Origin of the sequence: Pseudomonas fluorescens (genome assembly GCF_900636825.1) — a bacterium.
Taxonomy (GTDB): Bacteria; Pseudomonadota; Gammaproteobacteria; order Pseudomonadales; family Pseudomonadaceae; genus Aquipseudomonas; species Aquipseudomonas fluorescens_BG.
On the sequence record NZ_LR134318.1, the window covers coordinates 459,337 to 477,703 of the forward strand.

Here is an 18,367-nt window from a genome sequence, read left to right on the forward strand (position 1 = left end):
GCATGCATGTGTTTAGTGAAAAGCCCATTCGTGAGGCCAAAGCGAATTGGCCTCACGCAGCGAACGCGCTAGCCCAGTGGTTTCGTCTGGCAAGCAGGAGTTATCCAAAGGATTTCGCGGCAATGAAATCGATATTTCCTGCAACCGATAAGGTGGGCGAATTCCACGTTTTCGATATCGGCGGCAATAAACTGAGGTTAATTGCTTTTGTCAGTTACCGGTCTCAGCGGCTCTACATAAAGCACGTAATGGAGCACCGCGAATATGATCGCGGCAAGTGGAAGGAGGGAGGGATATGAGTGTTTTGATCAAAACAGTCGCCGAGCATTGGGAGTTTGTTTCTCCCCTGGTTCGAAAACCCAAGAGCGAGGACGACTATGACTGCTTGGTACGGGCAGTTGATGAGCTACTTGAGATTACCGGTGATGATGAGTCCCATCCCTTGATGAGCCTTGTCGATATCATCGGTGACTGGATCGAAGAATGGGATCACACTCATCATCCCATGGCCCAAGCGAGTGGCGAGGAAGTTCTGGGGTACATGATGCGTGAGCACGGCCTGACCCAGAGCGATCTGCCAGGCGTGGGCACTCAATCCGTCGTTTCGGAAATTCTCAGTGGCAAGCGCAAGCTCAACTTACGCCAGATTCGTTGGTTAGCTGAGCGCTTCAATGTGCCCATCGACGTGTTTACCTGAATCCGCCTCAAGACGAACAACTGATCTCCAGATGCTTGCCCCACTCCGGAGGTCGTTCGGCATAACTTTCCATCCCCGGCTGTTCCTCGAAGGGTCTGCTCAGGACTTCCTGCAGCCGGCGCACTTCGGAATAGTCGCCTTGTTCAGCCGCATCAATAGCTTTTTGCGCGAGGTAATTGCGCAAAATGTACAGCGGATTGACCGCATGCATCCGCGTGCGACGCTGTTCCTGATCGGCATTGCCATCGCGCGCAACCCGCGCCACGTAGCGTTCTCCCCAGGCATCGAATCCCTTGATATCGACGAAGTCATCGCGCAGTCGGCCGATGGCCTGTTCGGCTGAAGCTTCGCCGAGGCGGCGGAAGAACAGCGTGTAATCGACGCCGCTGTTCTGCATCAGTTGCAGCAGGTTTTCCAGCAACTGCTGGTCATCCTCCTCGGCAGTGGTGAAGCCGAAGCGGCGGCGCATCAGGTCGAGGTAGTGCGCCTGAAACAGCGGCAGGTACAAACCCAGGGTTTCACGCAGCGCTTCGACGCTGATGAATGGCGTCAGTGCCTGCGCCAATGCGCTGAGGTTCCACTGGCCGACGGGTACCTGATTGCTGAACGAGTAGCGGCCCTGATCATCGGAGTGGTTACAGATGAAATTGGCGTCGAAGTCATCGAGGAAGGCAAACGGGCCGAAGTCGAAGGTGATGCCGAGAATCGACATATTGTCGGTGTTCATCACACCATGGCAGAAACCGTAGGCCTGCCACTTGGCGATCAGCTCGGCGTTACGCTCGACGATCTCGCGGAACATCGCCAGGTACGGCTCCGGCTGCTCGAGGCATTCAGCAAAGTGCATCGCCAGCACATGCTCGCCGAGCTGTTTCTGCTGCTCGGGGCGCTTGGTGTAATAGAAATACTCGAAATGGCCAAAGCGGATGTGGCTCGGCGCCAGACGCAGGACCATCGCCGCGCGTTCTTGCTTCTCGCGCCAGACCGGCGTGTCGGAGCCGATCACGCAGGCGGCGCGCGAAGAAGGAATGTTCAGCGCATAAAGCGCTTCGGAGGCGAGAAACTCACGGATCGAAGAGCGCAGCACCGCACGCCCATCGCCCATGCGCGAAAACGGCGTCTGCCCGGCGCCCTTGAGGTGCAAGTCCCAATGTTCGCCGGCGTTGTTGTAGACCTCGCCCAGCAGCAAGCCCCGGCCATCGCCGAGTTGTGGCGTGTAGCCGCCGAACTGATGCCCGGAATAGACCATGGCCCGTGGCTCGGCGTCGGCCCACAGCTTGTGACCGCCGAACAGTTGCGCGAATTCTTCGGTCTCGGCGCTGGCCGGATCAAGATCCAGCAAGGCCAAAGCGGCCGGGCTGGCGACGACCAGACGCGGGTTGTCGATCAGCTCGGGCAGTACGTGCGCGGAGAACGCGTCGCCAAGACGGGCGAAGCGGTTGTCGAAGGTCAGTTCGTCGAGGGCTTTCACAGGCCGGCTCCAGCAGAATGTCCGAGCATTCTGCTGGGATCATGTCCGTTAGTCGAGTTTGGCCGGCGGCGGTTCCGGCGAGGGTTTCTGCCCGTCGACGATCGGCATGATGGTTTTGTTCTCGGGTTCGACGGGGACCATCTTGTATTCCTGGCCGTGGAGGTTCTTCAGATAAACCTCCATCTGCCGGAACGAGATATTGATGTGCTGCTTCTTGAACTCGCGGTTGATGAAGCGGTTGACCTCATCGAGCACCGGATTACGGTCGCCGAGATCGCGCACGTGCATGCGCAGTTCGTGGTCGAGGGTGCTTTCGCCGAAGTTGAGGAAGTACACGTGCGGCTCCGGTTCTTTCAGCACGCGCGGGTTCTCGCGGGCAGCCTTGAGCAGCAGTTCCTTGACCAGATCCAGATCCGAGCCGTAATCGACACCGAGTTTCAGAGTCACTCGAGTGATGGTGTCAGTCAGCGACCAGTTGATCAGTTGCCCGGTGATGAACGTCTTGTTCGGGACAATGATGTCCTTGCGGTCGAAGTCGGTGATGGTAGTCGCGCGGATGCGAATCTTGCTCACCGTGCCCGACAGGTTGCCGATGGTGATGGTGTCGCCGATCCGCACCGGGCGCTCGAAGAGAATCATGATGCCGGAGATGAAGTTCGCGAAGATCTCCTGCATGCCGAAACCCAGGCCAACCGAAAGCGCCGCCACCAGCCATTGCAACTTGTCCCAGCTGACGCCGAGTGTCGACAGGGTGGTGACGAAACCGACGCCGGCAATCACGTACGAAAGCAGCGTCGTCGTTGCGTAAGCACTGCCCTGCGCCAGATTAAGCTTCGACAACACGAACACTTCAAGCAGGCCGGGCAAGTTGCGCGCCAGCGCAAAGGTGATGCCGATGATGATCACCGCGCCGAGCATGTCGCCGATGCTGATCGGCACCATGCTCATGTTGGCGCCGGTGCCGCTGGTGTATTCGTAGAGGGTGATGTTGTCCAGATACGAGAACACCGAAATCAGGTCCGACCAGACCCAATACAGCGCAGCGATGAAACCGCCAAGCAGGGCCAGACGGATCAGGCGCAGGGATTGTTCGTTGACCTTTTCGATGTCCAGCGTCGGCTCTTCGATCACCGCTTCGCCATCGCCGGCCTCTTTTGCCGCCTGCCGTTTGGCCAGGGCACGCTGGTAGGCCAGACGGCGTGCGGCAACACTCAGACCGCGCACGAAAGTGGCTTCGATCACCAGCCAGAACATCAGCAGATACAGAGTGTTGATCAAACGGTCGCTGAGTTTCAGCGCGGTGTAGTAATAGCCGAAACACACCGCGACGAAGAGGGCGATCGGCAGCAGAGTGAACATCACACCCACGGCTTTGCGGAACAGCGAGGCATTCTGATGCGTCGGGCTGCTGATCAGCAGGCGACTGAGCAGCCAGGCCATCAAGGCGTAGCAGGTCAGCACCACCGGCATGCCCAGAACATCGTCGGCCAGCGCGGCTGGTTGCAGTTCGGCGACCGCCACCACGGCGACCAGCGCCATCACCACCAGCCCGAGTCGGCGCACCCAGCCTTGCAGGAATTCAACCTGCGGTTTCTCCCAGCGGAAGTGCAGTTCCGCCACGCCGCCCGGCGCCAGAATCCGGTATGCGGTATAGAACACCAGCCACGCCTGACCCATCTGCAGCAGTGCGGCGCCCATGTTGGCGTTCTGACCGCGGGCGTCGATCTGCAGCGCCAGACCGCACAATCCCAGACCGAGCGCCACCGGCATCGCCAACAGAATATTGATCAGGATGGCCTGAGGCGTGTGCCATTGGCTGTCGCGTTTGAAGTGGCCGATGTCCTGATGGACCTTGTTCAGTCTTCCGTAGAGGGCCTTGCGTCGCCACAGCAGCGCGCCGATCAATAGCGCCAGAGGCAGAAACAGCAATGGTCGCTGGATCAGGCCGTCAGTCAGCTCACTCAGGCTCGACGCCCAAGGCAGGGTGTTGACCTGGCGCTCCAGGCGCTCCGGCACACCGCGCATCCATTCCAGATCCAGGGGCTTGTTGCTTGGAATCCAGAACATCTGTTCGTCGAGGGTCGCGCGCAGGCTTTGTGCGGTGCTCAGCAATTGTTTCTGGTTGAGCTGCAAGGTGATCGATTCATTGAGCATCGCGCTCAGTTCGCGATTGAGTCGTTCGAGCAGATCAGTGCGGGTGTTGGCCAGATCCAACAGGCTCTTGCGCAGTTGCGGGGTGACCTGTTCCGGCGGCTGCGTGGCCAGCAAATTGTCGACATAGGTCGACGGGTTGCTCAGCAGCTCGCGTTGCTGGCTGACATCGAACTGATAAAGGCGAATATCGGCAATCTGGTCGGCGAGGTCGCGATCAACCTTCAAGTGCGGCAGCGCCTGCTTCTGTTTGTAGAGAATTTTCGACAGCAACAGGCTGCCCTTGAGCACGTTGATCTGCTCATCCAGCGCCGAGTCGCTTTGAGTCAGCGTGTCGAGTTGCTGCTTGGTCTGCAGGTTCTGCTGGGTGACCTCGTTGAGACGATCGGTACTCTTGAGCAAATAGTCGGAAAGCTTGAGGTTGGTGGCGCTCTCACTCGCCAGCAAACTGCTGCCGCCGGCCTTCTGCGCTTCGATCGATTGCTGGGTAACGGTTTCCTGCGACTGCGCCAGACGCTTCTGGTTGATCAGGGTTTGCAGTTCCTGAATTTCGCGGTCGAGGCGCTCGGATTTTTCCGAAAGCAAATCGTGCTGCGCGTTACCCAGATCCTGCAATTGGGTATTGCCGGCCAATTCCTGACGGCGCAGCGGAATCAGCGCATTGAGGGCGGCAAGCTCGGCATTCAACTGGTCACGCTGTTCGGCGGTGACCGTTTTGCCGGTGTCCTTGCCGGATTTGAGGATGTTGTTGATCTGCTGAATACGCGTCTGGCTGGCAGAAATTTCCGCCTGCGCGCGTTCCGGGCGGGTTTGCGCAGTGATGATCAGGCTGTTGGCTTCGGCCAGCGCTTTTTGCAGATCGCTCTGCTGGGTGGAGCGATCGGTGAGGATCTGTTCCAGCTGCTGGATCGACTCTCGCGGGAAACGCTGCGCCACCGGCACCACCGGGGTGGCCTTGAGGCGTGTCAGTTCGCGGGTGTTTTCAATGGTCTGCCGGGGCGCGGTCGCCACTTGCTGCTTGAGATCGACCAGCTTCTGCTCGTAATCATGCCGGTTGTTCAGCTGAGTCAGCGTGCTTTGCAGGACGGTTTGCAGGGCCTTTTTGTCGGCGTCCGGCAGCTTGCTGTCGGCAAGCTTGTCGAGGCTCGCCTGTACGGTTTCGGTGGACGGCGGTTCGGCGGCATAAAGCGGGCCGACAGTCAGACTCAGGCCCAGCAGGGCCGCGGCGAAAAAGGAGCGCAGGGTAGGCATAGAGACCGGTCAAGCAAGTGAGAGTGGACGCAGTTTAGAGGAAGAGTCCGGGGCCCGGGCGACTTCCTTCGGGGAATCTGACGCCCACTTTGCCGATCTTGTTCCCGTCCATGACCGCAACCGTCCAGTGGGTGTTGTTCCATTCCACCTGGTCACCGACGATGGGTGCACCGCCGACTTTCTGGGCGATAAACGTGCCTAGGGTCATGCCCGGATCAATGCCTTCGGCCGGCAAGCCATAGAGGGCCGCAACCGCTTTAAGCTGGGCGTCTCCTTCGAGGACAAAGTCGCCGAAGAAACGCAGATCGAGGCCGCGCTGCGGTGCCTGGCTGAACAGTTTGCCGAGGGCTGGCAAGTTGTGTTCGTGGCCGATAACACACAGCAAATCATCGACTTCCAGAACCGTACTACCCGACGGATGGAGCAGTTGCTGGCCGCGAAACAGCGCCGCGATACGTGTGCCTTCGGGCATTTTCAGCTCGCGCAGCGGCGAACCGATGCACCATTTTTCGGCGCCGAGCTTGTAAACGAACAGCTCCCACTCGCTGGTCACGTGCACTTCCAGCGCCGCCCGGGAAATCGGTGCGGGCTCTGGCGGTACCGTCACTTTCAATAGTTTGGCGACCCAAGGCAGGCTCGTGCCCTGCACCAGCAGCGACACCAGCACGATAAAGAATGCCAGATTGAAATACAGCTGCGCTTGCGGCAGGCCGGCCATCAGCGGGAACACCGCAAGAATGATCGGTACCGCGCCGCGCAGGCCGACCCAGGAGATAAAGGCTTTTTCGCGGCCGTGAAACGCTTTGAAGGGCAGCAGGCCGACCATCACCGACAGCGGCCGCGCTAAGAGGATCATCCACAGCGCCAGACCGAGGGCAGGCAGGGCGATGGGCAACAGATCGTGCGGCGTGACCAGCAGGCCCAGCACCAGAAACATGCCGATCTGCGCCAGCCAGGCCATGCCGTCGAGCATGTGCAGAATTCCGTGGCGGCTGCGCACCGGGCGGTTGCCAATCACCAGACCGCACAGGTAGACAGCCAGGAAGCCGCTGCCGTGCAGGGCGTTGGTCAGTGCGAAGACCACCAGGCCGCCAGCGATGATCAGGATCGGATACAGCCCGGCCGCGAGATTGATGCGGTTGACCAATTGCAGCATCACCCAGCCGCCGCCCAGCCCGATCACACCACCGATGCCGAACTCGCGGATCAGGTGGGTCAGCAGGCTCCAGTGCAGACCGGTCTCGCCGCTGGCGAGCATGTCGATCAGGGTCACGGTGAGAAACACCGCCATCGGGTCGTTGCTGCCGGATTCGATTTCCAGACTGGCGCTGACCCGTTCGTTCAGGCCCTTGCCGCCGAGCAGCGAGAACACCGCAGCGGCGTCCGTTGAGCCGACGATGGCGCCAATCAGCAGGCCCTGAATCAGGTTCAGATCGAACAGCCAGGCAGCGGCCATGCCGGTCAGGCCGGTGGTGATCAGCACGCCGACCGTTGCCAGCGACAGCGCCGGCCATAGCGCCACGCGGAAACTCGACACCCGCGTGCGCAAACCGCCGTCGAGCAGAATCACAGCCAGGGCGAGGTTGCCGACCAGATAGGCCGTCGGGTAGTTATCGAAAATGATCCCGCCGCCATCGACCCCGGCCGCCATGCCGACGGCGAGAATGATGACCAGAATCGGAATGCCGAGGCGTGAAGAAAGCGAGCTGACCAGAATACTTGCGCCTACCAGCAACGCGCCGATCAAGAACAGGCTGTTGATGGTCGTCGCATTCAAAGGCAGTACTCCAGAAGCGTAAAGACGAGGGCGCAAGCTGACCATGCAGTCTGCGTGCCAGCGATTCTAACCTGTTGAAATGTGATGCTGTCAAAAAGCTTTTGCGGTCACTGATCGTTCCCACGCAGAGCGTGGGAACGATCAGAATCAAAAGATCGCAGCCTGCGGCAGCTCCTACGGGGACGACATCGTTCTTTTTGGAGGAGCTGCCGCAGGCTGCGATCTTTTTCGCTTTTAAAGGTTAAAGGCTAAAGCGCCCAACCATATTGTTCAGATCCAGCGCCAACCGCGACAGTTCGTTGCTCGCCGCGCTGGTCTGATTGGCGCCGGTCGCCGATTGCACCGACAGATCGCGAATGTTCACCAGGTTGCGATCAACCTCCCGCGCCACTTGCGCCTGTTCCTCGGCGGCGCTGGCGATGACCAGGTTGCGCTCGTTGATTTCGACGATGGCGGTGTTGATGGTGTCCAGCGACATCCCGGCGCCACGGGCGATGTTCAATGTCGATTCGGCGCGCTCGGTACTATTGCGCATCGAGTCCACGGCATGCTCGGTGCCGCTCTGAATGCTGCCGATCATGCGCTCGATCTCGCTGGTCGACTGCTGGGTGCGATGCGCCAGTGCGCGCACTTCATCAGCAACCACCGCGAAACCGCGACCCGCCTCGCCGGCACGTGCGGCTTCAATCGCCGCGTTGAGCGCCAGCAGGTTGGTTTGATCCGCCAAGCCGCGAATCACGTCCAGGACCTTGCCGATGTCACGGGATTCGTTGGCCAGATCGCCGATCAATGAAGCGGTGCTCTGCACATCGGCGCTCATGCGTTCGATGGCGCTGACGGTTTCCTGTACCAGATCGCGACCGTCACCGGCCGACGTCGTTGCGTTCTTCGAGGCTTCCGAGGTGCTCACCGCATTGCGCGCGACTTCTTCGACGGCGCTGGTCATCTCGTTGACGGCAGTGGCCGCCTGTTCGATTTCGTTGTTCTGCTGGGTCAGGCCCCGTGCACTTTCGTCGGTGACGCTGTTCAGTTCTTCCGCTGCAGACGCAAGCTGCGTGGCCGAGCCGGAAATTCGCTGCAGGGTGTCGCGCAATTTGTCCTGCATCTTGGCCATCGCCGCCAACAAACGGCCCGCTTCATCTTCGCCGTCGACGTGAATCGGCTGGGTCAGATTGCCTTCGGCGATGGTTTCCGCCGCCTCGAGTGCCTTGGAAATCGGCTTGGTAATGCTCACGGTCAGCAGCCATGCGAACAGCAGGGTCAGGCCGCTGGCGATCACCAGCAACGTCACCACCAGATCGAAGGACATCGAATACTGATCCTTGGCGCCCTGATCGGTCTCGGCGATTTGCTGGGTGTTGATTTCCAGCAAGCGCGCGAGTGCGGTATTCACCGCTTCCGAGTTACTCAGCAGATCGCTGTTGAGCATCTGTCGCAACTCGTCGATCTGGTTATTGCGCGACAGGGTTTTCATGCGTTCTTCGAGTTGCCGGTATTGCGTCAGCAACTGCACGTATTGGTCGTAGGCCGCACGTTCCTCGGCGCTGGAAATCAGCGGCTCATAGGCACGTTGAGCGTCGGCGATCTGGCGGTTGCGCATGTCGAACAGTTCGATGGTCTTTTGCTGAACGTCCGCTTCGCGGTTGATCAGCAGGCGATAGGACAACACGCGCAGGCGCAGGGTGAGTTGGGTGAACTCGTCGAGGGCCTTGATCGAAGGCACGCTGGCGGTGGCGATGTCTTCGCCGGCCGCGCGGATCTTGCTCATCTGGTTCAGGGCGAAGATGCCGAGAATCAGCATCAGACCGCCGATCAGGGCGAAGCCGGTGAATGCCCGTGGGGCGATGTTCATATTACGAAGGGACATGGAGGGGTACCGGAAAAAGGGCCGCTTCCATGCGGGCTGAGACTGCAATTGCATGACTTATCGGTCAGCCCGATCAACTCTTGAGGTCCTGTGCTTATTTGTCGCACCGGGTATTGATCGACGAAGTGCAGGAACCAGATCGGCCAATCACAGTCTTTTAAACTCGCAAGAAGCTTCGCCACCCAGGAAAATCAAGGCCTTGCGCCGGTTTAACCCTGGCATCCGTGGTGACTTTTCTTTATCGTACGCGCCCTTTGAAAATGCCTGGAAGATCAAAATGTTGGAAGCATCCCTCAGCCAATTGGAACAGCTCGTCAGCGATCTGGTGCAACAGAACCAGACCCTCGCGCAAACCAACCAGACTCTGTCCACCGAACTGGCTCAGGCCAGGGATGAAAACGAAAGCCTGCAACTGAACCTGATGGAGCAGGAAGAAAAACACGGCGCCACGGCTGCCCGCATCCAAGCCCTGGTTGATCGCGTCAACGCCGGTCCGGTCAGCGCATGAACCACGGCACAGCAGGGGTAAAAGTCATCTCCATTCTCGGGGAGGACTATTCGATCAAGGCACCGGCCGGGGAAGAACAGACCCTGCTGGACGCGGCATTGATGCTCAAGGCCGCTTTGGCCGACACCAAGCGCAAATACCCGACGCTGATCGGTGACCGCTTGCTGGTGCTTGCCGCGATGAACCTGTGTTCGCAGCAGATCGAGATGAAGAAGCAACATCAGGAAGAACTCGACCGTTATCAAGAGCAAGTCAGCGCCACGGTCGATACCATCGCCAAGACCATCAATCAGGGCTGATGGCGGTGCGCACAACCAAAGAATAGATTGTCGATTGGGTTGTATACAATCGGCACGGCTGTTGCATTGTTTCGGCCACTTATTCTTTGGGGGTGCTCCATGCAATTGTGGCGACGCAGTATTCAATGGCAGCTGATTCTCAGCATGGGCACCGCCCTGCTGGTCAGCATCCTGATCGTGGTTGGCATTTATACCCTGGTGGTCAACCGCCTCGCCCAGAGCTATCTGGTCGAACAAGCCTTGCCGTCGAGCATCGAAGCGACGCGTAACGATATCGAGCGCATCCTCGTCCAGCCGCTCACCGCTGCCAAAGACATTGCCAGCAACACCATGGTCCGTGACTGGCTCGCTTCAGGGGAAGACAGCGGCAAAACCGCTGGCTTCGCACAGTATCTTGAAGGCATCCGCGCCGAACACAAGGCGTTCACAGCGCTGATCATTGGTGCTGAATCCAATCATTACATCACCGAAAAAGGCCTGGATCGCACCCTCAGTCGCGCCACACCGGCCGATGCCTGGTTCTACTCCTTCCTCGACAGCAATCACCCGCGCACCTTGAATATCGATAACGATACCGCCACCGGAGAGTTGGCCTTGTTCATCGACTTGAAAGTCGAGCAGGCTGGAAAAGTCGTGGGCGTTGCCGGGCTTGGCTTGAGCATGAAAGAGCTGTCCGAGCTGATTCACAATTTCAGCTTTGGCGAGCGCGGCAAAGTCTATCTCGTGCGTTCCGACGGTCTGATTCAGGTGCATCCGGAGGCGCAATTCAGCGGCAAGCGCACCTTGAGCGAGCAGATCGGCGCCAATGCGGCGCAATCGGTCATGGGGCAGAAAGACGCGGTCAGCAGCAGCTTTCAAAGGGATGGCGAAGACTTCCTCGCCTTCAGCCTGCCGCTGCGCGATCTGGGCTGGACCCTGGTGGCCGAAGTGCCGCAATCGCAGATCTACGCCGAAGCGCGCAAGGCGATGTGGATAAGTGGCGGCATCGGTCTGGCCGTGGCGCTGGTGTGTCTCGCCCTGGTGGTGTGGCTGGCGCAAGGCTTGGTGCGACCGATTCGGCAAGTAACAGCGGCGCTGGTAGCAATCGGTAGCGGTGGTGGAGATTTGACCCACCGGTTAGATTCCAGTCGTGCCGATGAGCTGGGCGACCTTGCCCGTGGCTTCAACCGTTTCCTCGACAGCCAGCGCGGCATGATCGGCGAAGTGCTGACCACCAGCGAGCGTCTGCGTGTAGCCGTGGGGCAAGTGGCGAAGGTCGTCGAAAACACGGCCGAGCGTTCCGGACGCCAGCAGGAAATGACCGATATGGTTGCAACGGCCGTTCACGAAATGGGCCTGACCGTGCAGGAAATTGCGCAAAACGCTGGCAATGCCGCGTTGGCCTCGCAAACCGCCCGGGATGAAGCGCTGCAGGCACGTGAAGTGGTCGGCGGTTCGATTCGGCATATCGAAAGCATGTCGGATGAGGTCGGCGTGGCCGCTGGCGCGGTCGGTGAATTGGCCCAACAGGTGGCGTCGATCGACTCGGTGCTGGCGGTGATTCGCGGGGTCTCCGAGCAGACCAATCTATTGGCCCTGAACGCTGCCATCGAAGCCGCGCGGGCCGGAGATATGGGCCGGGGCTTTGCGGTGGTTGCTGACGAAGTCCGCACCTTGGCCCGCAGAACCCAAGCCTCCACCGACGAAATCCAGCTGATGATTGGCAGCCTCAAGCAAGGGGCGGAAAACGCCGTTTCGTCGATGCGCACGGGTCAGGCTGCGACCGGCACTGGAGTTGAGTCGAGCCAGCGCACCGGCGCATCACTGACCGCAATCACCGGCCAGGTCGAGCGCATCAGCGACATGAACCATCAGGTGGCGACGGCAACTGAAGAGCAGTCGGCAGTGACCGAAGAGATCAACCGCAATGTGCAAGGGATCTCCGATCTGGCGCGGGCGACGGCGGGGGAGGTCAGGGCGTGTCGTGAGGATTGTCAGATGTTGCAGAAACTGGCGGATGACCTGGCGCGGCAGATGGGTGGGTTCAAGTTGAGTTGAGTGTTGAGCCAGAAAAGCCCCTCACCCTAACCCTCCCGAAACGTCGGACCGCCCGGAGGGAGAGGGGACTTACCGAGGTGTCTTTGGCTATACATCGACCTGAATGCCAGTTGATTATGGATTCGGTGAACCTCTTTCAGGTCGGTGGAGTATTCAAGCATCCCCCGTTCGGCCCCCTCTCCCTCTGGGCGGTCCGACGTTTCGGGAGGGCTGGGGTGAGGGTAGGCTTTCAGAACCACGCATCCTGCATCGCCAGACACGTATCATCCCGCGCCTCCAGCAAATCCAGCTCATGCTGACAGCCCGGCACTTCCCACGTCAGGAAGTACCGTGCCGCCTGCAACTTGCCCTGATAAAAGTCAGCATCCGCGGCGTTGCCTTTGGCCAAGCCTTCCTCGGCACGAATCGCTTGCTCCAGCCAGCGCCAGCCGATCACCGTATGCCCGAATACCTTCAAGTACAGTGCCGAGTTTGCCAGGCTGCTGTTGACCTTGCCTTGAGCCAGATCGGTCAGCAAACCGATGGTCACCGTTTGCAGGCGCGCCACCAGTTTTTCCAATGGTTCGCGCAACGCAATCAGCGTTTCGTGGGCTGATGCGCGCTCAGCGGTGTTGGCGATCAGCCGAACCAACTGCTTCAACCCCGCGCCGCCGTTCTGTGCCAGTTTGCGCCCGAGCAAATCCAGCGACTGGATGCCGTGGGTGCCTTCGTGGATCGGGTTCAAACGGTTGTCGCGGTAATACTGCTCCACCGGATATTCGCGGGTGTAGCCGTGGCCGCCAAGAATCTGGATCGCCAGTTCGTTGGCCTTGAGGCAGAACTCCGACGGCCAGGATTTGACGATCGGGGTGAGCAGATCCAGCAACTCATGGGCTTGCTTGCGCTCAGCCTCGGTTTCCAGCGTCGTGGTGTCATCGAACAGGCGCGCGGCATACAGGCCGAGGTCAAAGGCACCTTCGACGTAGGATTTCTGCGTCAACAGCATGCGTCTGACATCGGCGTGCTGAATGATCGCTACCGGCGCGGTCGACGGGTCCTTGCTGTCCGGCACCCGCCCTTGCGGGCGTTCCCGGGCGTATTCCAGCGAATACAGGTAACCGGCATAGCCGAGCATTACCGCGCCCATGCCGACGCCAATGCGCGCTTCGTTCATCATCTGGAACATGTAGCTCAGCCCGTGATGCGCCTTGCCCACCAGATAGCCAACGCACTCGCCGTTGTCGCCGAAATTCAGTGCGGTCGATGTTGTGCCGCGCCAGCCCATCTTGTGAAAGAGCCCGGCCAGCAACACGTCGTTGCGCTGACCGAGGCTGCCGTCATCGTTAACCAGAAATTTCGGCACGATGAACAGCGAAATGCCTTTGACCCCCGGCGGCGCGTCCGGGAGTTTCGCCAGCACCATGTGCACGATGTTCTCCGAAAGCGGGTGGTCGCCGCCGGAGATGAAAATCTTGTTGCCCTTGAGACGATAGGTGCCGTCGGACGCAGGCTCCGCGCGGGTGCGAATATCCGACAGCGATGATCCAGCGTGCGGTTCGGTCAGGGCCATGGTGCCGAAGAATCGGCCATCGATCATCGGTTGCAGGAAGCGTTGTTTCTGTTCGTCGCTGCCGAAACTTTCAATCAGGTTCGCTGCGCCCATGGTCAGAAACGGGTAGGACGTCGAAGCGGCGTTGGCTGACTGGAAATGCGCGAAACAGGCTTGCGAGAGCAACGTAGGAAGTTGCATGCCGCCGGCGTCGAAACTTCGCGCGGCGTTGAGGAATCCGGCTTCGAGGAAGGCATCCACCGCAGGTTTTACCTCGGGAATCAGAATTGCCTGGCCATCTTCATAGCGCGGCTCGTTTTCGTCGCCCTTGCGGTTGTGTGGGGCGAAATACTTCTCGGCGATGTTGCGCGCAGTGCCGATGGCGGCGTCGAAGGTCTCACGATTGTGCTCGGCAAAACGCTCACGCCGGGTCAGGCCCTCGGCATCGAGGACTTCATACAGCTCGAAAGCCAGATTGCGGGAACTGAGCAGCGTCTCGGACATGGCGGCCTACCTGGAAATTGGGATTGGGCCGAGTCTAGGCGTGCTGATAAAGGCTGAACAGGATGATTGATGTGCGTGATACAGAAGCAAAAGATCGCAGCCTTCGGCAGCTCCTACACCGTTCTCTGTAGGAGCTGCCGAAGGCTGCGATCTTTTGATCTTCTGTAGGCGTAATTCCAGGCGACCATTGCGGTCGCCGGGCTTACAGCGGTTTAGCCGATGGTCATCAAGCTGGCATTACCACCCGCAGCAGCAGTGTTGACGCTCAACGCCCGCTCAATCACCAGACGCTCCAGCGCAATGTTGGTCTCGCCCTGGGACAAGCCCTGAACCCCAACAATCGCGCCGGCACGCTTGGCAATCTGCTGGCAAACGCCGCGCAACTGGTCGGAATGGCCGTGATGCAGTACCGCGTCAAACACCACGTCGTCCTTGGCCCAGTCGGAAACCAGTTTGATCCGCGCCTGAATGTCCTTCGGCAGGCGTGCGAACAATGCCTTGCTGATGTCGGACTCCGGCCACACTGCCGAACCGCCGACGGCCAATACCGCAGCCAGTTGCGTCAGCAGATCACCTTCAACTTCCGCCAGGCACAGCACGTGTTCACGCGGCAGGATCGCGTAGCTGTTTTTCTCGCCGGTCGGGCCGGCCAGCACACGGGTGATGCCGCTCTGCGATTGCGCAGCGTACTGCACGCACAGGCTGCTGAGGTCCGCGTATTTGTTGCTCTCGGCCCAGGCTTTCAGCGCATGCAGCGGTTTGCTCATTGCATCGCGCAGTCGAACGTCCGGGGCGATAACGGCATCGCCGCGAGCGAAGGATTGTTCGATGGCGTCGGTAGGACGTGTCGCCAACAAGCGGTACAGGTACAGCGGGCCACCGGCCTTCGGGCCAGTACCCGAGAGGCCTTCGCCGCCGAATGGCTGCACACCGACCACGGCACCGACGATGTTGCGGTTGACGTAGACGTTACCGGCGTTGACGTTGTCGATCACCTTGGCAATGGTCTCGTCGATGCGCGTGTGCACACCCAGCGTCAGGCCATAACCGGAAGCGTTGATCTGGCCGATCAGCTGATCCAGCTCTTTGCGCTTGTAGCGCACCACGTGCAGCACCGGGCCGAAAATCTCACGTTGCAACTCGTCGAAGCTTTCCAGCTCGATCAGCGTCGGCATGACGAAGGTGCCGCGTTTGACCTCTTCACTGTCGGCAATCGCTACCTGGTACACGTTGCGACCTTTATCGCGCATGCCCTGGATGTGCTTGTCGATGCCAGCCTTGGCTTCGGCGTCGATCACCGGGCCGATGTCCACGGACAGGCGCTCAGGGTTGCCGAGACGGCTTTCGGCCATCGCACCTTTGAGCATTTCGATGACGCGATCGGCGGAATCTTCCTGCAGACACAGTACCCGCAGCGCCGAGCAGCGCTGACCGGCGCTATCGAACGCCGACGACACCACGTCGATCACGACTTGTTCGGTCAGTGCCGAGGAGTCGACGATCATTGCGTTCTGGCCACCGGTTTCGGCGATCAGCGGAATCGGACGGCCCTGGCTGTCGAGACGGCCAGCGATGTTGCGTTGCAGCAGACGCGCAACTTCGGTGGAGCCAGTGAACATCACGCCTTTGACGCGCTCGTCGCCTACCAGACCAGCGCCGACGGTTTCACCGCGACCCGGCAGCAGTTGCAGAACGCCTTCCGGGATCCCGGCTTCGAGCATCAGGCGCACGGCCTGAGCGGCGACCAGCGGGGTTTGCTCAGCGGGTTTGGCCAGTACCGGGTTACCGGCAGCCAACGCTGCAGCCACTTGACCACTGAAGATCGCCAGCGGGAAGTTCCACGGGCTGATGCACACCACCGGACCCAGTGGGCGGTGGGCGTCGTTGCTGAAATCGTTGCGCGCTTGCACCGCGTAATAGCGCAGGAAGTCGACGGCTTCGCGGACTTCAGCGATGGCGTTGGCGTAGGTCTTGCCGGCTTCACGAGCCAACAGGCCCATCAGCGGCTGGATCTCGCCTTCCATCAAGTCAGCGGCACGTTCCAGAATTGCCGCACGTTCGGCCGGCGGGGTGGCCTGCCAGATCGGCGCGGCGTTCAGCGCGCATTGAATGGCGTTGTCGACGTCTTCGACGGTGGCTTCCTGAACATGACCGACCACATCGCGGTGGTCCGACGGGTTCAGAACGGCAACCGGTGTTTCGTTGCTGGAGGCGCAACCGAGCATCGGCGCGGCTTTCCAGTCGTTGTGTGCAGTCGCCAGCAGGGCGCAAGACAACGACGCCAGACGATGCTCGTTGGCCATGTCGATGCCGCTGGAATTGGCGCGCTCGGTACCGTACAGGTCACGCGGCAGCGGAATGCGCGGGTGCGGCAGGCCGAAACCACCTTCCACGGTCGCCATTTGCTCGATCTGCGCCACGGGATCGGCGACCAGTTCCTGAATCGATATCGACTGGTCGGCGATGCGGTTGACGAACGAGGTGTTCGCGCCGTTTTCCAGCAAGCGACGGACGAGGTAGGCGAGCAAGGTTTCGTGAGTGCCAACCGGAGCGTACACGCGGCACGGACGGTTCAGCTTGCCTTCGGAAACTTTGCCTACAACTTGTTCGTAGAGCGGTTCGCCCATGCCGTGCAGGCACTGGAATTCGTACTGGCCCGGGTAATAGTTCTGACCGGCGATGTGGTAAATCGCCGACAGGGTATGGGCGTTGTGCGTGGCGAATTGCGGGTAAATGACTTCCGGCACCGACAGCAGTTTGCGTGCGCAAGCGATGTAGGAAACGTCGGTGTACACCTTGCGGGTGTAGACCGGATAGCCTTCCAGACCTTCGACCTGGGCGCGCTTGATTTCGCTGTCCCAGTACGCGCCTTTTACCAGGCGGATCATCAGACGGTGACGGCTGCGGCGCGCCAGATCGATCACGTAGTCGATCACGTACGGGCAACGCTTCTGGTAAGCCTGAATAACAAAACCGATACCGTTCCAGCCGGTCAGTTGCGGTTCGAAGCACAGACGCTCGAGCAGATCCAGCGACAGTTCCAGACGGTCGGCTTCTTCGGCGTCAATGTTCAGGCCGATGTCGTATTGCTTGGCCAGCAAGGTCAGCGACAGCAGACGCGGATACAACTCATCCATCACCCGCTCGTACTGCGCACGGCTGTAACGCGGGTGCAGTGCCGAAAGCTTGATGGAAATGCCCGGGCCTTCATAAATCCCACGACCGTGGGAGGCTTTGCCGATCGAGTGGATCGCTTGTTCGTACGAGGCCAGGTATTTTTGCGCGTCGACTTCGGTGAGTGCCGCTTCACCGAGCATGTCGTAGGAATAACGGAAGCCTTTGGCTTCGAACTTGCTCGCGTTGGCCAACGCTTCGGCGATGGTTTCGCCGGTGACGAACTGCTCGCCCATCAGGCGCATGGCCATGTCGACGCCCTTGCGGATCATCGGCTCGCCACTCTTGCCAATGATGCGGCTGAGCGAGGAGGTCAGGCCGGCTTCGTTGTGCGTCGACACCAGTTTGCCGGTCAGCAGCAGGCCCCAGGTCGCAGCGTTAACGAACAGCGATGGGCTGTTGCCCAAATGCGGATGCCAGTTGCCAGTGCTGATCTTGTCGCGGATCAGTGCGTCGCGAGTGCCCTTGTCCGGGATACGCAGCAGCGCTTCAGCCAGGCACATCAGCGCCACGCCTTCCTGCGACGACAGGGAAAATTCCTGCAGCAGCCCCTGAACAATGCCCGCACGACCGCCGGCACTTTTCTGGTTACGCAGTTTTTCCGCGATAGTCGCGGCGAGTTTATTGGTGGCTTCGGCCATTGGTGCCGGTAGACGTGCCTGCTCGATCAGCATCGGCACGACTTCTGGCTCAGGGCGACGGTAAGCGGCGGTGATCGAAGCGCGCAAAACGGATTGCGGCAGGATGCTTTCAGCGAATTCGAGGAAGCACTGGTGAGCGTGATCGGTGTGGACTTCGCCCGCCTCATCGGCGTCCTTGGCGGTCAAACCGTTCAGCTCGGTCAGGGTTGCACCACCCTCGAGTTTTTCCAGGTAATTGAAAATTGCCTGCTTGATCAGCCAGTGCGGCGTGCGATCAATCGAGGTTGCGGCAGCCTTCAGGCGCTCGCGGGTCGGGTCATCGAGTTTGACCCCAAGGGTGGTGGTAGCCATATTTTTATCCTCATGGTTGCCACAGTTGCGTGGCATCAGCTGGCGGCAAGATTAGCTGCGCACTGAATGAGGTGCAACCGGGTGCAACCCTTTTTTGTCGGAAAAAAGCGC

At 60.0% G+C, this 18,367-nt stretch carries 11 protein-coding genes and 1 pseudogene; 5 read left to right on the forward strand and 7 right to left on the reverse strand.

What is annotated here, in order from left to right:
• Positions 1-2: 2 nt before the first annotated feature.
• Both EL257_RS02090 and EL257_RS02095 read left to right on the forward strand, forming a co-directional pair.
• Positions 3-299 carry a type II toxin-antitoxin system HigB family toxin gene (locus tag EL257_RS02090; RefSeq protein WP_126359390.1) on the forward strand — a complete coding sequence of 99 codons (297 nt, stop codon included), beginning with the start codon at positions 3-5 and terminating at the stop codon, positions 297-299.
• Complete coding sequence (locus EL257_RS02095) at positions 296-697, forward strand: helix-turn-helix domain-containing protein (protein ID WP_126359392.1); 402 nt, start codon at positions 296-298, stop codon at positions 695-697. Before EL257_RS02090 ends, EL257_RS02095 begins: the two co-directional genes overlap by 4 nt.
• A gap of 7 nt (positions 698-704) precedes the next feature.
• Here the strand turns inward: EL257_RS02095 and selO are convergent, their stop codons facing one another.
• From selO to EL257_RS28310, 5 genes and pseudogenes are all read right to left on the reverse strand, one after another.
• Positions 705-2,168 (reverse strand): protein adenylyltransferase SelO, encoded by a 1,464-nt coding sequence (gene selO, locus EL257_RS02100; RefSeq protein ID WP_126359394.1) that lies wholly within the window; start codon positions 2,166-2,168, stop codon positions 705-707.
• Between the two features lie 48 nt (positions 2,169-2,216).
• Positions 2,217-5,570, reverse strand: coding sequence for a mechanosensitive channel MscK (gene mscK, locus EL257_RS02105; protein WP_126359396.1), 3,354 nt, complete (start codon positions 5,568-5,570; stop codon positions 2,217-2,219).
• 34 nt (positions 5,571-5,604) lie between these two features.
• Complete coding sequence (locus EL257_RS02110) at positions 5,605-7,347, reverse strand: potassium/proton antiporter (protein WP_126359397.1); 1,743 nt, start codon at positions 7,345-7,347, stop codon at positions 5,605-5,607.
• Between the two features lie 241 nt (positions 7,348-7,588).
• Entirely contained in the window at positions 7,589-8,461 is an 873-nt protein-coding gene (locus EL257_RS28305) for a methyl-accepting chemotaxis protein (protein ID WP_419866606.1), read from the reverse strand.
• A gap of 30 nt (positions 8,462-8,491) precedes the next feature.
• Positions 8,492-9,268, reverse strand: a pseudogene (locus EL257_RS28310) (MCP four helix bundle domain-containing protein); the annotation flags it as partial.
• A 223-nt stretch (positions 9,269-9,491) separates the two neighbouring features.
• Between EL257_RS28310 and EL257_RS02120 the strand changes: the two are divergent.
• The 3 genes from EL257_RS02120 (at position 9,492) to EL257_RS02130 (ending at position 12,058) form a co-directional block, all read left to right on the forward strand.
• Positions 9,492-9,722: a hypothetical protein gene (locus EL257_RS02120; protein WP_126359401.1), complete on the forward strand. Its 231-nt coding sequence runs from the start codon at positions 9,492-9,494 to the stop codon at positions 9,720-9,722.
• Positions 9,719-10,021 carry a cell division protein ZapA gene (locus EL257_RS02125; RefSeq protein ID WP_095138056.1) on the forward strand — a complete coding sequence of 101 codons (303 nt, stop codon included), beginning with the start codon at positions 9,719-9,721 and terminating at the stop codon, positions 10,019-10,021. Before EL257_RS02120 ends, EL257_RS02125 begins: the two co-directional genes overlap by 4 nt.
• 99 nt (positions 10,022-10,120) lie before the next feature.
• On the forward strand, positions 10,121-12,058 hold the full coding sequence (locus EL257_RS02130) for a methyl-accepting chemotaxis protein (RefSeq protein WP_126359403.1): 1,938 nt from the start codon (positions 10,121-10,123) through the stop codon (positions 12,056-12,058).
• A 229-nt stretch (positions 12,059-12,287) separates the two neighbouring features.
• Here the strand turns inward: EL257_RS02130 and EL257_RS02135 are convergent, their stop codons facing one another.
• On the reverse strand, positions 12,288-14,090 hold the full coding sequence (locus EL257_RS02135) for an acyl-CoA dehydrogenase (RefSeq protein ID WP_126359405.1): 1,803 nt from the start codon (positions 14,088-14,090) through the stop codon (positions 12,288-12,290).
• Positions 14,091-14,302: 212 nt separating this feature from the next.
• A complete protein-coding gene (gene putA / locus EL257_RS02140; RefSeq protein ID WP_126359407.1) occupies positions 14,303-18,256 on the reverse strand; it encodes a trifunctional transcriptional regulator/proline dehydrogenase/L-glutamate gamma-semialdehyde dehydrogenase in 3,954 nt (1,317 codons plus the stop codon).
• Positions 18,257-18,367 lie beyond the last annotated feature (111 nt).

Bases quoted from the DNA above. Each gene is read 5' to 3' on its own strand.
- EL257_RS02090 (WP_126359390.1), top strand. From the start codon at position 3: ATGCATGTGTTTAGTGAAAAGCCCATTCGTGAGGCCAAAGCGAATTGG.
- EL257_RS02095 (WP_126359392.1), top strand. From the start codon at position 296: ATGAGTGTTTTGATCAAAACAGTCGCCGAGCATTGGGAGTTTGTTTCT.
- mscK (WP_126359396.1), bottom strand. From the start codon at position 5,570: ATGCCTACCCTGCGCTCCTTTTTCGCCGCGGCCCTGCTGGGCCTGAGT.
- EL257_RS28305 (WP_419866606.1), bottom strand. From the start codon at position 8,461: ATGGCCAAGATGCAGGACAAATTGCGCGACACCCTGCAGCGAATTTCC.
- EL257_RS02120 (WP_126359401.1), top strand. From the start codon at position 9,492: ATGTTGGAAGCATCCCTCAGCCAATTGGAACAGCTCGTCAGCGATCTG.
- EL257_RS02125 (WP_095138056.1), top strand. From the start codon at position 9,719: ATGAACCACGGCACAGCAGGGGTAAAAGTCATCTCCATTCTCGGGGAG.
- EL257_RS02130 (WP_126359403.1), top strand. From the start codon at position 10,121: ATGCAATTGTGGCGACGCAGTATTCAATGGCAGCTGATTCTCAGCATG.
- EL257_RS02135 (WP_126359405.1), bottom strand. From the start codon at position 14,090: ATGTCCGAGACGCTGCTCAGTTCCCGCAATCTGGCTTTCGAGCTGTAT.
- putA (WP_126359407.1), bottom strand. From the start codon at position 18,256: ATGGCTACCACCACCCTTGGGGTCAAACTCGATGACCCGACCCGCGAG.